9 protein-coding genes and 2 tRNA genes are annotated in these 13,404 nt (G+C 37.7%); 2 read left to right on the forward strand and 9 right to left on the reverse strand.

Going from position 1 to position 13,404, the window contains the following annotated elements; translation table 11 throughout:
* Window positions 1-199: 199 nt before the first annotated feature.
* Both ACEN31_RS09400 and ACEN31_RS09405 read right to left on the reverse strand, forming a co-directional pair.
* Window positions 200-272, reverse strand: a tRNA-Thr gene (locus ACEN31_RS09400).
* A gap of 41 nt (window positions 273-313) precedes the next feature.
* A tRNA-Lys gene (locus tag ACEN31_RS09405) sits at window positions 314-386 on the reverse strand.
* Window positions 387-543: 157 nt separating this feature from the next.
* Between ACEN31_RS09405 and ACEN31_RS09410 the strand changes: the two genes are divergently transcribed.
* Together ACEN31_RS09410 and ACEN31_RS09415 are read left to right on the forward strand one after the other, a co-directional pair.
* Window positions 544-2,307 (forward strand): DUF2207 domain-containing protein, encoded by a 1,764-nt coding sequence (locus ACEN31_RS09410; protein ID WP_407109274.1) that lies wholly within the window; start codon window positions 544-546, stop codon window positions 2,305-2,307.
* Window positions 2,308-2,516: 209 nt separating this feature from the next.
* Entirely contained in the window at window positions 2,517-5,414 is a 2,898-nt protein-coding gene (locus ACEN31_RS09415) for an insulinase family protein (RefSeq protein ID WP_407089993.1), read from the forward strand.
* 55 nt (window positions 5,415-5,469) lie between these two features.
* Here the strand turns inward: ACEN31_RS09415 and ACEN31_RS09420 are convergent, their stop codons facing one another.
* The 7 genes from ACEN31_RS09420 to guaB form a co-directional block, all read right to left on the reverse strand.
* Window positions 5,470-5,979: a GNAT family N-acetyltransferase gene (locus ACEN31_RS09420; protein WP_138404953.1), complete on the reverse strand. Its 510-nt coding sequence runs from the start codon at window positions 5,977-5,979 to the stop codon at window positions 5,470-5,472.
* A 125-nt stretch (window positions 5,980-6,104) separates the two neighbouring features.
* The gene (msrA, locus tag ACEN31_RS09425) at window positions 6,105-6,629 is read right to left on the reverse strand and encodes a peptide-methionine (S)-S-oxide reductase MsrA (RefSeq protein ID WP_171031335.1); all 525 of its coding nucleotides are present in this window, start codon (window positions 6,627-6,629) and stop codon (window positions 6,105-6,107) included.
* Between the two features lie 28 nt (window positions 6,630-6,657).
* A complete protein-coding gene (locus tag ACEN31_RS09430) occupies window positions 6,658-7,944 on the reverse strand; it encodes a D-alanyl-D-alanine carboxypeptidase family protein (RefSeq protein ID WP_407089995.1) in 1,287 nt (428 codons plus the stop codon).
* Window positions 7,941-9,095 (reverse strand): sensor histidine kinase, encoded by a 1,155-nt coding sequence (locus ACEN31_RS09435; RefSeq protein WP_407089996.1) that lies wholly within the window; start codon window positions 9,093-9,095, stop codon window positions 7,941-7,943. The genes ACEN31_RS09430 and ACEN31_RS09435 overlap by 4 nt, the downstream gene beginning before the upstream one ends.
* Window positions 9,085-9,777: a response regulator transcription factor gene (locus ACEN31_RS09440; protein WP_138404966.1), complete on the reverse strand. Its 693-nt coding sequence runs from the start codon at window positions 9,775-9,777 to the stop codon at window positions 9,085-9,087. Before ACEN31_RS09440 ends, ACEN31_RS09435 begins: the two co-directional genes overlap by 11 nt.
* Window positions 9,778-9,994: 217 nt before the next feature.
* Window positions 9,995-11,041, reverse strand: a complete 1,047-nt coding sequence (locus tag ACEN31_RS09445) for a LysM peptidoglycan-binding domain-containing protein (RefSeq protein WP_407089997.1) — start codon at window positions 11,039-11,041, stop codon at window positions 9,995-9,997.
* Window positions 11,042-11,672: 631 nt separating this feature from the next.
* Window positions 11,673-13,151, reverse strand: coding sequence for an IMP dehydrogenase (guaB, locus tag ACEN31_RS09450; RefSeq protein WP_407089998.1), 1,479 nt, complete (start codon window positions 13,149-13,151; stop codon window positions 11,673-11,675).
* Window positions 13,152-13,404 lie beyond the last annotated feature (253 nt).

The following is a 13,404-nucleotide window of genomic DNA, read 5'->3' on the forward strand; positions in this document are numbered from 1 at the left end:
CCAAGTGAATTCTCCTTTTAGTAATGTATGGTAACTTTATTATATAGGAATTCACTGGCTTTTGTGTACATACAAAAAAAGGTGTCAGTGAGATTTCTCTCACCAACACCAAAAATTCAAGAACCTATTTAGATAGATTATTCAATAAATATGAACACAAAAATACATCCTTACCTAAGTAGGGATGTCTTGTAAATAGTGCCGGCTAAAGGAGTTGAACCCTCGACCCTCTGATTACAAATCAGATGCTCTACCAACTGAGCTAAGCCGGCTTGTTAATTATTAACTAATCACTATTATGATGAGATTAGTATGACCCGCGCAGGAATCGAACCTGCGACCCACTGATTAAAAGTCAGTTGCTCTACCGACTGAGCTAGCGAGTCGTTTTGACGACCTATATATAATACGATATTTCCATACCTTTTGTCAACACTTTTTAAAAAGTTTTTTTATTATTTATCAAAAACGCGCTGGTTACTGTTATGTCGGGCTTTTGATATATGGTAAACTGAATATACAAACAAAAGGATGTGAAAAAATATGAGACGTATTCTATTTACTCTCAGTATTATACTCGCTACTGCCCTCACCTTGCAAGGGGAAAAAGTATTTGCCGATAATAAAATTCATTCCATTGATATTTCAGTGGAACTTCAAGAAGATGGATCAGCAATTGTTGAAGAAACTCGTAACATGACGGCTGATGATGGGACTGAATTATATATTGAGTTGAACAACTTACAAGATTCAGAAGTATCGAATTTTTCAGTGGAAGGTTATAACTTTAATCCTGTTTGGGATTCAGATCAATCTTTAGAAGAAAAAGAAGGATACTACGGTATCATTCGCGATGACGATGATGCAGAGCTCGTATGGGGTATGGGTGAGCACGGGGATAAAACTTACCAGCTAACTTATACGTTGTCGAATGTCGTCCGGAATTTAAATGACGGGCAAGGCTTACTATGGAACTTTGATACATTCCTAGGTATTCCAACAGAGGATTTAACTTTAACGATTGATTCTCCAGTCGGCTTATCTCAGGATAATACAAACTTCTGGGGCTACGGCTTTGATGGTGATATCCAGATGCAAGGGGAGAAAATTGTTTGGACTTCAGAAGAATCACTTGATGATAGAAACAATGTCACGGTCTTGCTGCAGTTTCCTTCGGATTTATTTAATACTAGCGCAAGTGTAGATATGACGCTTGAAGAACAAAGAGAGATGGCCAACGAAGGATCCTCTTACAATGAATCTTCATCATTGTCAGATAGTAGTTGGATTTTTTGGCTCATATTTGGAATCACGTTTATTCCAGGTTTAGGTATATTCACTGCAAGCATGGTATATTTCTTCAAAGTTCGAAAAATAAAACGCGAGAACAATGCGATGGTTACCGGAGCAGAACGAATAAAAATGAATAAAGGCAAAACAACCGATGTAGTTCCTGAATACGGTGATGACATTGCTAATATCGCATTCTTACTCCAAGAACTGCAAGCAGGTTTCTTTGAAGATTATTTTGCAGCTTACTTAACTAAATGGCTAAGTGAAGACCTCATTGAAATTGAAACTTTTAAGACTGATAAATTTTTCGGTGATAAATACACAACATATATTCATGTTAAAGATTTTGATCAACAACAACCGGCAATGACTTTTGATGAATGGGTTGAGAAGAACCCTGAAGATTCTACAATTGAGGACGCTATGTGGATCATGTTACTCGATGCTTCGGATTCTCATGGTGAAATTGATTCCACAGTTATGATGGAATGGGCAAAAGAACATGCGGACGAAGTAACAAAATTCGAGCTCATTCTTAAAGCGCGTTCAATAGAATATCTAGAAGATGCTGGGTATCTCAATGTTGTTGAAGACAAAGTTTGGAAGCAAACAATCGCAATTCCTCAATCAACACCCAAAGGTGAAGAGTTATTCAATCATATTACACAATATGTCGCTTATTTAGATGATGTTGAGGTAGATCATGTTCAAGAAGATACACAATTATCTAGTATTTTAGTCTGGGCGCTGATTGGTGGCGCAGCAACAAGGATTGCGAAGCAATACGAAGATATTCTTCCAATGAAAAAAGCTTATGATGACAGTAGCACGACTTATACACCGACTCATTACTGGCATAGTACGATGCATTTCAGACGAAATTGGTCAACTGGCCTTTCTAGTGGTGGTTTTAATTCAGTTGTCGCTGGTGGAGGCAGTGGCGGTTCTGGTGGTGCGACATCTTCAGGTGGAGGTGGCGGTGCCGGCGGAGGTGGCGGCGGTGGTGCAAGATAGCATGAATCTTAGCAAACACTCCCAACTGACTTCTTTACAACAAGGATATTCAATAATTCTGGTAAATTAACCAGAATATTGAATATCTTTTTTATTTTAGCATTTTCCTGAGGGGTTCTTTTGTCTTGAAAGGCCCCTTTCCTTGTATTAAGTATCAATTCCAGATAAAATATGCTAATAGTATAATAAATTTTACAATGGAGGATTGTATGACTTTTAAATTAATCGAAACCAAAGAATTAAACGATATTCATTCAATTGGTAAGTTATATGAGCATGAAGAAACTGGTGCTCAAGTATTACACTTAGATAATGATGACACAAATAAAGCATTCACAATTGCTTTCAAAACACCCCCTTACGATGATAATGGGATTGCCCACATCTTAGAACACTCGGTCTTAAACGGCTCAAAGAAATTCCCATCGAAAGAGCCTTTTGTTGAACTAATCAAAGGTTCTTTAAACACCTTTGTTAATGCGATGACTTTCTCGGATAAGACAATTTATCCCGTCGCATCAACTAATCAAAAAGATTTTTCGAATTTGATGAGCGTTTATTTAGATGCGGTCTTCCAACCACTGATTTACTCAAATCCACAAATTCTTGAACAAGAGGGTTGGCATTATCATTTAGAAAATGCTGAAGATGATTTAATCTACAAGGGTGTTGTTTATAATGAGATGAAAGGTGCGACAGCCTCACCTGACAGCCAATTGTATACAGCTATTCAAAAGTATTTATACAAAGGAACACCGTATGAATTCGAATCAGGTGGATTACCATCTACCATTCCGTCTTTAACACAAGAAGCTTTTCTTGATTTCCATGAGAAACACTACCATCCAAGTAGCTCATTAACGATTCTGTACGGAGATTTAGATACGGATCACGCTTTTAGCTTACTTGCTTCTTACTTTGATGGCAAAGGTCAATTGGATGAGCCAGCCGTTGATTTAACTTTTGAAGCAACTCAACCTGAGGAAGAAGATGTTGAATTAACCTATTCAATTACAGACGGCGATGACCCCGATAAAAAAGATTACTTGGCGATTGCTTGGCATACCGCAACAGCTTCAGATTCCTTAGAGCAACACGGTTTACGTGTGTTAGCTGAGATTTTATTTGGTAATAATCAAGCGCCTTTAAAGAAAGCCTTACTCGAAGCTGAAATTGGCGGGGACATTAATGGTGATTTCTTCCAAGTCGGCTATCCTGCAGTCTTCTCAATCGATGCAAAATATAGTGACAAAAACAATATGGACCGCTTTAAAGAAGTGGTTGAGTCCACTTTAACAGACATCGTTAAAGATGGTATCTCAAAAGAATTAATTCAAGCAGCCTTAAACAAAATCACTTTCCGCTTAAAAGAATCTGCCATCTCGGAAAGTAATCCACGCGGCGTTCTTTATGCGATTAGTTCATTAAACACATGGTTATATGATTTATCTCCTTTCGTTTCACTGGAATTCTCAGATAAACTTGATTTATTAGCAAAATTATCTGAAGAAGGTTACTTTGAACAATTGATTCAAGATAAATTATTGAATAATACTAGACGTGTGAACATCGTATTAAAAGCTGAACCTGGAAAAAATGATGCTTTTGAAAAAGAAACATTCAAAGCTTTACAAGAGTACAAAGCAAGCCTTTCTGACCAAGAAATTGATACATTAGTTGAGCAAACACAAGCGCTCATCGCTCGTCAAGAGGCTCCAGATAAAGCAGAGGATTTAGCGGCAATTCCGACATTAGATAAAGAAGATTTATCCACTGAAACAGAAGATTATCCTTTAACTGAAAGTACTTTATTCGAAGGAACAACACTGTATCACGCGGACCAATTTACTTCTGGAATTGATTACCTTGATCTATACTTTGATGTGTCTGACTTTGAAGGGGAAGATTACTTATTATTAAGTTATTTAAGCCAATTATTAGGTGACTTACCGACTGAAAATTATTCTGTTGCAGAATTGCAAACGCAAATTGACTTACACACGGGTGGTATTCACGGGGGCGTCGTAGTTTATGAAACAGTGACTGGCGAAGCAAAACCTTACTTTACATTACGAGGTAAATCACTGGAAACATCATTTACTAAATTAGTTGAGTTAATTAATGAAATTATGACAGGAACTCAGTTTACTGACCGAACTGAATTATTAAATATCACTCAACGTCATGTGTCTGATTTTGAAGATGATATTAACTCCACTGCTCATGTGATCGCTGCTTCACGTGCCTTAAGCCAAGTGAAACCTGTCAGCAAATTAGGGGAATTAATTAACGGGATTGATCAATTTAATTTCACGAAAGAGCTTTTAAAACAAATTAAAGCCAATGATATGAGTGACTTAAGTGAAAAACTTCAAAATATGTTAGAACGTTTATTAAATAAACAACGTATTCATGCACTTTATATTGGTGAAGAAAATCGCTTAGAAGATGTGAAAACAACCTTTACCGAAGCTTTTGCTTCTTTAAGAAGTGACGCTTTAGGCGCTGCTGTGACGTATGAAGCCGGCGAGAAAAAGAATGAAGCCTTTATTACTGCTCAAGATGTAAACTATGTTGGTTTCGCCTCAGACGCGACGAATGAATTGACTTATTCTGGATCTTCACTCGTCTTATCTACTTTCTTACGTTACGATTACTTATGGAATAATATTCGAGTTAAAGGTGGCGCATACGGTTCGATGTTCCGTCACAACTTAAATGGAGATTTCCAATTAAGTTCATACCGCGACCCTAATATTAAGAAGACAATCCAAACGTATCAAGGGATTCCAGATTTTATTGAAACCTTGCAACTTGATGACGCCAGCTTACTAAAAGCAATCATTGGTACATTAAGTAATTTAGACCAACCATTGTCTGCCTATCACAAAGGAAAGCGTGCATTCTCTCGTCACCAAGTGGGCCGTACGACAGCTGATGTGATTCAACTTAAGGAAGAAGTTTTAGCTACAACTGAAGCAAGCTTAACTGTCTTAAGTGAAGGATTCCGCTCAGTGATTGATAAAGGGACCATTGCCGTGATTGGTAATAAAGCCCAAATTGAACAAGAACGCGAAAACTTCGATGACATTCACGAACTCTATTAATACTTGGTACAACAAAAAATCCACTACTGATATTTTGGTCAGTAGTGGATCTTTTTTATTTTACATAGTCAAATTCTACTTCGTCTTTCAAGATACCCATAAAGTAAGCATCCCGATATTGTCCATTTGTATAGAAGTGGTCTTTCATTGTTCCTTCTTGTCTAAAGCCTAATTTTTTATAGATATGGACCGCTGGATGATTATTTGCATCCACAATTAAATATACTTTATGCATATTTAAAATTGAAAAAGCATACTCAATTCCTTTTCGTAAAGCCTTTTGTGCTAAGCCTTGTCCACGGAATCGTTTAATGACAATAATTTGTATTTCGCAATTACGATGAATATAATCGATTTCCATTAATTCAACAACCCCAACAAACTCACCGGCGACTTCAATGACAAAGCGTCTTTCAGAAGAATCGAAGAGGTGCTTATCATATAATCGTTCTAATTCATCAAGGGATTCATAGGGCTCTTCGAACCAATAGGCCATCATCTCGCGCTCATTATTGATGATATGAATCGAAGGTAAGTCATTCTTTTCTAATGCTCTAATTATCATACTCATCGCTTCCTTTAGTAATTATTTGGTTTTCACTAAGCTTATTATAGCATTTACCCAACTAACCACAAAAAAGTTTCCAACAAAATTAATTTGTTAGAAACTTCATTGACGTACTCTATTCATTATTGTTTATGTTTTTCAACAAACGCTGCTCGTCCTGACCCAATAGTATAACGATTATAGTGTTCAGGATTTTTCTTATAATAATCTTGATGATAATCTTCTGCTTCATAGAATGGTTTTGCGTCTTCAACCGGTACAACGACAGGTTTACCAAATCGTCCACTCTTATCCAAGGCTTCTCTTGATTCTTTAGCTAACTGACGTTGCTCTTCTGAATTAACGAATATCACAGGACGATAAGATGTTCCACGGTCATAAAATTGACCCGTCGCATCTGTTGGGTCCATACTTGACCAATAAATATCAAGCAATTGTTGGTACGTTATCTTTTCTGGATCAAAGGTAATTTCAACCGCTTCTGTATGATTCGTTTCACCACTTGTTACTTGTACATAGGTCGGATTTTCAGTCTGGCCTCCAGTATAACCTGAAACAACCGCTTCAACTCCATCCATTTCATCAAATGGATGAACCATACACCAGAAACACCCTCCAGCAAATATTGCTTTTTCAAATTGACTCATTATATCCAATCCTTTCTTAATTCACTGACTAATTAAACAAATCAACGAAGAATCGTCGTGTGGACTCCCACGTATTACTCACGCCGTTTGAGAAGGAATGCCAGCCATTCACATACCAGGCTGCTTCTTCAATGGGCTCTGCTTGAACGACTGGAACGTGGTTCCCTTTCGTCGAAGGTAAATACGTAAATTCAGTGTCAGCACCGTAGATAGTCATCTCTCCAACGACTTCTCCTTGTTCAACCGGTGCCACTAAATAGCTTCTATCTTCAAATAAAGCGTCATTACTTGAGAATTCGTACTCCAAACGCGGAGCGGTATCAATAATTGGAACAACTAAGGACATATTTTCGCCGTAGATAAGCTCCGCTTCACTTTCGGAACTACCTTCTACTTTGATGGTATTCACCTGTGTCGTCGGTTGCCCTTCGCTTACAACAAGTTCTTTCATATAAGCACTATAGCTGTAGTCCATGAGACGATCTGTCTCTTCATAGCGAGTATCTTCATCTTCAGTTCCTAATACAACTGTAATTATACCAAACTCATCTTCATTCGAATAACCGACAAAGCTATTGCCGTCTTGTTCGGAAGATCCTGGCATTAAACCTAGGACGTTTTCACGTTCATAAGGCTTTCCTTTTAGCATTTGGTTATAATTATTCATATCAATCGCATCATCCGTATTCGGTTTAAACACTGCTTTTGCTTGATCACTATAATCTAAATAATCCGGAAAGTCATTGACCAGATGATAGGCAATGATTGCTGCAACTTCTGCAGAAAAGGTATTGGTTTCACCATTGTCTTCTAACCCTGTTGAATTAATGAGGTTAAATTCTTCAACGCCCCATTCTAACAACTGCGTTTCCATCATTTTAACAAAATCCGCTTCCGTCTCTCCCACCATTTCAGCTAAAGCAAGTGTGGCACCATTTGCTAAATTAATTGAAACAGCTTCGACTAATTCATTGACTGTATAATTATAATCCTGTCTTAAAGGCACATTACCAATATTATAATCTTGACTCAATTGATATGCTTCATCTGAGATGGGAACAATAGATTCGCGTGTCCACTCATCTTGTGCTTCAATTGTTTTTAAAGCAACATAAACGGATAATAATTTACTTATTGAACCAACTTGAAGTATTTCGTCTGCATTTTGGCTCATTAAGACTTGTCCATTCTCACTATCAATTGAAATGGCAGAAACTGCATCAATCGTTGGCGCGGTTGATTGTGCCTGGCTACTTTGTTGCGGTAATAAAAACGAGGTGATTAACAAAATGACAAATAAATATCTTAACTTCATTCGCCACCACTCTCTTCTATATTTTTTAATTTAATACGAAAGACAGTTTCATTATCTTCCACAGTCGCAAAAACCAAACCGTCATGTAGATCAACGATATTTTTTACGATTGAAAGTCCTAAACCACTTCCAGGAATCTCAGATGTTCTTGATTTCTCAGTTCGGTAACTCCGCTCAAAGATATTCTTATACTCAGATTCCGCAAGTATTTCACCGTTATTTCGCGTTTCCAGATAGACACTCGCATCATCACTCGATTTATAAGCGCGCAAGCGAATGACATCTCCAAAACCGTATTTAAATGCATTAGAAATCAGATTACTGAACACTCTTGCCATCTTATCGACATCAATCTGTACGAATAAATCCTCTGGGTAAACTTCTACAACAATGTCTACGCCTTGCTCGTCACCTGTTAACTCAAATTCAGCTGCCAATTGTTCAAAGAAAAACTTGATAGGAATGGATTGAGCTTCAAGCGAATACGTTGCTTGTCCTGATTCAATATATAAGAATAAATCATTCACTAACGTTCGCATCATCTTCGCCTTCTCGTACGCTATCCCAATATAGCTATCTTTCTCTTCCTCACTTTGATACTGCTTATGAATCACAGCATCTAAGTAACCAATCGTTGACGTGAGTGGTGTCCGAATATCATGACTGACATTTGCGATTAACTCATCTTTCGTCTCTTCCGCTCGTCGTTCCTCTTCAAGTGAATGTTCTGTACTTTCAACCAGTTGATTAATACTATCAATAATATCTGTCAATTCACCAATTTGCGTACTCTCGATTCGGTAATTGTATTTATTATTTTCAGATATGTAGTTTAAATGCTCTAAAGCACGACCAATCTTCATCATTTTACGCTGTCTGTCCATACGGCGATATGTAATGAGTCCTCCGATACTTAATACGATAAGCGTAATAATTTGGTTATATGGAATGCGCCACAACTGGAAAAACTGGAAAAAATTCCCCCCACGTAGAAAATCTAAACGGGTATTAATTACAATATCAAAGCCAAGTATAATCCCTAAATATACAAAGAATACAATGAAGAGAACACTTGAGGTATAACGAATTAAATCAATCTTTTGTGAAGGTGTTAATTGGGTAGATAAGATTTGTTTATTATCATCGTTCAACCTTATAGCCTACTCCCCATACAGTCTGAACGACTTTGTCTCCTCCAGTTGCCTGAGCAATTTTATCACGCAAATGACTCACATGAACCATGACGGTTTTGGCACTCACAACACTTTCTTGATTCCAAACCTCTTCGAAGATTTCATCCGCACTAAAGACACGGTTTGGGTTACTTGATAAAAGAAATAAAATTCCAAACTCTAGAGCTGTCAATTGAATTTCAGTACCGCTATTTGTTCTCACTTCATGAGAATCCCGGCGTATAACTAAAGGTCCAACCTCAATTGTATCTCCTGGTGTCTCCATTCCTGAATAACTATGTTGACGGCGTAGAATTGATTTCACACGTGCCATCACCTCTAAAGGATTAAAGGGTTTGGTTACATAATCATCCGCTCCAGCAAATAGGCCTTCGATTTTCTCGTGATCCGCTGATTTGGCACTCACCATAATTACTGGAATGCTCATATCCTTTTCACGCATCACTTCAACCACTTCTAATCCCGTTACTTTTGGCATCATCACATCTAAGATAACCAAATCAAATTCTTGACTTTCTTCTAACTGATTTAAAGCTTCTTCACCATTAAATGCTTTTACAACTTCATAACCCTCATTTTTTAGATAAATATTTAAAAGATCTACGATTTCGCGATCATCGTCTGCTACTAATATACGCATCATAATCCTCCTTCTTTACAATTAAATGTACTCAATAACTATTATACCTTTTTTAAACACAAAAAATAGTAGTTACGATTAATGATGTCAAAATGACATAAGTTTTTCACAATTTAAGCCCATAATTCAGTATAACTAAAACCACCAGTGAAGATGACTTAGTTAGCCCTCTCCACTAGTGGTTCATATTATTTATTTACTTCTTTAGTATGAGCAATTATTGTCTAATAATTAATTGGTCTCCAACTTGCAAGGCATCACTTTCTAGATTATTCCAGTCAATAATATCTTGAACGGTTACCCCAAATTCAGCAGCGATTCGGTATAAGTAATCTCCCGCTTCAACCACATAAATAATGTCTTCAGGGTCGCCTGGGTCTGGTTCTTCCGCTCCATTATCTGGGTCAACAACGATTAATTCTTGACCAACAAATAAGCTATTACTTTCTAGGTTATTCCAATCAATCAGATTATCGACTGTAATACCAAATTCATTCGCGATTCGGTATAAATAGTCACCGGATTGAACAACGTAAATGTTATCATCTGGTTCTTCCGGATCTGGGTCAGGCTCTTCAGGTTCTTCACCATTACTAGGATCTACTACAATTAATTCTTGTCCGACTTGTAAGAAATCACTTTCTAAGTCGTTCCAGTCAATAATATCTTGGACGCTAATACCGAATTGATTAGCAATTCCATATAAATAGTCACCTGATTGAACAACATAAATGTTATCATCTGGTTCCTCTGGATCGGGTTCGAGTTCTTCGGGGTCTTCGCCGTTACCAGGATCTACTACGATTAATTCTTGTCCGATTTGTAAGAAATCATTGTCTAAGTTATTCCAGTCAATAATATCTTGGACGCTAACATCATATTCATTGGCAATACTATATAATGAATCGCCTGATTGAACAACATAAGTACCTTCTTCTGGTTCTTCAGGGTCAGGTGCAGGTTCCTCAGGTTCTTCAACGTCCTCTAAAAGTTCATAATAAACGTAAGCACCGTTTTCATCCATAGTGACATAAAAGTCAGCATGAATATCAATATTGAAATTTGCATTCGCATATTCAACGGCTGCATCTACACTTGGGAAATATTGCTCCACGAGTGAGTAGTTTGGTAGATAGGCTTCGTCTCCTGGTTCAGGTCTAACAAAGTCTTGTGCGTTGGTTTGAACTTGTCCAAAACCAAGTGCCATCAACGATGCTAATAAAGTGGCTGTTAATTTTAAGTTCCGACTGTTTCTGCGAATCATTTGTATCGCATCCTTTCATTATTGTGCGTCGGGTTTCTTTTTTCTTAACTACAACCTCATTGTAACACCCTCGAAATTCTTGTCATGTCATAACCCCCATGTTCATATAAAGGTCAAACAATGTTCATAGTCTCATAATCAAAGATTCATATTAGGTCGAATACGGTGGTTTTAGTGCTCTGACTTTTTCTCAAGGCACTTTTTTCGAGTTTTGTATCCCTGAAAAATTCTCAGGGATGGTTTGGTGCTCTGACTTTTTCTCAAGGCACTTTTTTCGTGTTTTGTATCCCTGAAAAGTTCTCAGGGATGCTTTGGTGCTCTGACTTTTTCTCAAGGCACTTTTTTCGCGTTTTGTATCCCTGAAAAATTCTCAGGGATGGTTTGATGCCCTGAGATTTTCTCAAGGCACTTTTTTCGCGTTTTGTATCCCTGAAAAGTTCTCAGGGATGGTTTGGTGCTCTGAGATTTTCTCAAGGCACCCTTTTAACGTTTTGTATCCTTGAAAAATTCTCAAAGCACCTTCTATATAATTCCCTGTCCTAAGCTCCCAAGAACACAAAAAAACTCAACAATATAGCTAATTAATCACTACATTGTTGAGTATTTTCGTTAACCAAATCACTTCAGCAAATTAAGCGCGTGAGTAGTTTGGTGCTTCTTTTGTAATATTAACATCATGTGGGTGAGACTCAATAAGTCCAGCGCCACTCATACGGATGAATTGTGCTTCTTCGCGTAAAGCTTTTAAGTTTGCTGATCCAGTATAACCCATACCTGCACGAATACCACCTAGCATTTGGAAGACGATATCTTGAGCGCTACCTTTATAAGCAACACGACCTTCAATTCCTTCTGGAACTAGTTTGTTTGCTTCGTTTTTAGATTGGAAGTAACGGTCACTTGACCCTTTTTCCATAGCCGCTAAACTACCCATACCGCGGTAAGTTTTGAAACGACGTCCTTGGTAAATTTCAAAGTTACCTGGCGACTCATCAGTACCAGCTAACATACTACCTAACATAACAGCATTTCCACCAGCAGCAATCGCTTTGACGATATCGCCTGAGTATTTAATTCCACCGTCAGCAATAATTGCTTTTCCGTATTCACGGGCTGCAGTAGCTGCTTCATAAATTGCTGTTAACTGAGGTACACCAACACCTGCAACAACACGCGTTGTACAGATAGAACCTGGTCCGATACCTACTTTTACAACGTCAACACCGACATCGAATAACGCACGTGTACCTTCAGCAGTCGCAACATTCCCAGCAATAATTGTAACGTCTGGGTATGTGTCACGAATTTCTTTAATTTTACGAATAACACCCGCACTATGTCCGTGGGCAGTATCGACAACTAAAGCATCCACTTGTTGGTCAATTAATGCTTGTGCACGTTCAAATGTATCACTTGTCACACCAATCGCTGCCGCAACTAATAAGCGTCCATGGCTATCTTTAGCTGCATTTGGGTATTGGATTACTTTCTCAATATCTTTAATCGTAATTAAACCTGATAAGTGACCTTGTTCGTTAACTAAGGGTAATTTTTCGATACGGTGATCGAATAAGATACGTTCAGCTTCTTCTAAAGATGTACCAATTGGCGCTGTAACTAACGCTTCTCTAGTCATCACTGAAGAAATTAGAGCTTGATTATCATTAATGAAACGTGTATCACGGTTTGTGATAATTCCAATTAAAGTTAAGTCTGTTTCAGATTCAACAATTGGAACGCCACTAATACGGTAACGAGACATTAAATCTTCAGCATCTTGAACAGTGTGTTGAGGAGTTAAGTAAAATGGATCTAAGATGACGCCATTTTCTGAACGTTTAACACGTCGAACTTCTTCAGCTTGTGCTTCAATTGACATGTTCTTATGAATGACACCTAGTCCTCCTTGGCGTGCCATTGCTATCGCCATATCTGATTCGGTAACTGTATCCATACTTGCCGATAAAATTGGGATATTTAACTTTAAGTTAGGGGCTAATTCTACTGATAAATCAACATCATTAGGTAAAATATGACTTTCTGCTGGTACGAGGATCACATCGTCAAATGTATATCCTTCGCGTTGAAATTTAGTGTTCCATGCGTTCATTTAAATCCTCCTATATATTTGTCTTTTCTATATTTTTACTAAGTTACCACGTAGCGCTTTTATTATCAACCGAATACTTAACATTCACTTCATAAAAAATTGGAATGTTCGTGAATTTCAACATCTATAATCGAGTAGGAGACTAGCCATTATTTGACTAGTCGACCTCTCACACCACCGTGCGTACGGTTCCGTACACGGCGGTTCAATACCTTGCGTAAGCAGACTCTACCAATTCGCTTAGTGGAACTAA

This window comes from Ruoffia sp. FAM 26255 (genome assembly GCF_045528525.1).
Lineage (GTDB): Bacteria > Bacillota > Bacilli > Lactobacillales > Aerococcaceae > Ruoffia > Ruoffia tabacinasalis.